This window comes from Haloarcula sp. Atlit-47R (assembly GCF_003665985.1).
In the GTDB taxonomy this organism is placed as follows: domain Archaea; phylum Halobacteriota; class Halobacteria; order Halobacteriales; family Haloarculaceae; genus Haloarcula; species Haloarcula taiwanensis.
Genome location: NZ_QPLQ01000095.1, coordinates 1 through 441, shown reverse-complemented (window position 1 = coordinate 441; position 441 = coordinate 1). Strand labels below are relative to the sequence as shown.

Sequence of the window (441 nt, the reverse complement as noted above, 5' to 3'; positions counted from 1 at the left end):
ACAAGTTGGAAGAGAAGCGGCGTTCCACGGAAGAACTCGACGTAGCCACTCGCAACCATATTTGTAATTCTGGTCTTCGAAACGCGGCCGAGGCCGACGAAAATGCCGGCGATGATAGAGAGGACGCTCCCCGCCAGGAAGATGCCGAGCACCCGCAGGTACGCGAAGACGAACTGCGGGTAGATAATCTCGACGAACAGGTCGAAGTCGACCTGTGTGAATATGATGGCAGCGATAAAGACACCGACACCAAGCGTAAATAGTGTCGCAACTGCGGCACCAGCGAGTTTGAGCGTCTTGTCGTTCAAAAACTGCTCCTCGTATCCGTCGTCGGCGGCTCGCCCCTCAGAGTATGATTCTGCCATTGGTAATTAATCTCACAGTGGTGTAATAAAATCGCGTGGTGGTTCGGATTAGCCGGAGAAGTACTTCGAGTAAATC

1 pseudogene is annotated in these 441 nt (G+C 52.8%); it reads right to left on the bottom strand.

Features of this window, described 5'->3' with window-relative positions:
- A pseudogene (locus tag DVK00_RS21040) lies at positions 1-365 on the bottom strand (amino acid ABC transporter permease); the annotation flags it as partial.
- Between the last annotated feature and the right edge of the window lie 76 nt (positions 366-441).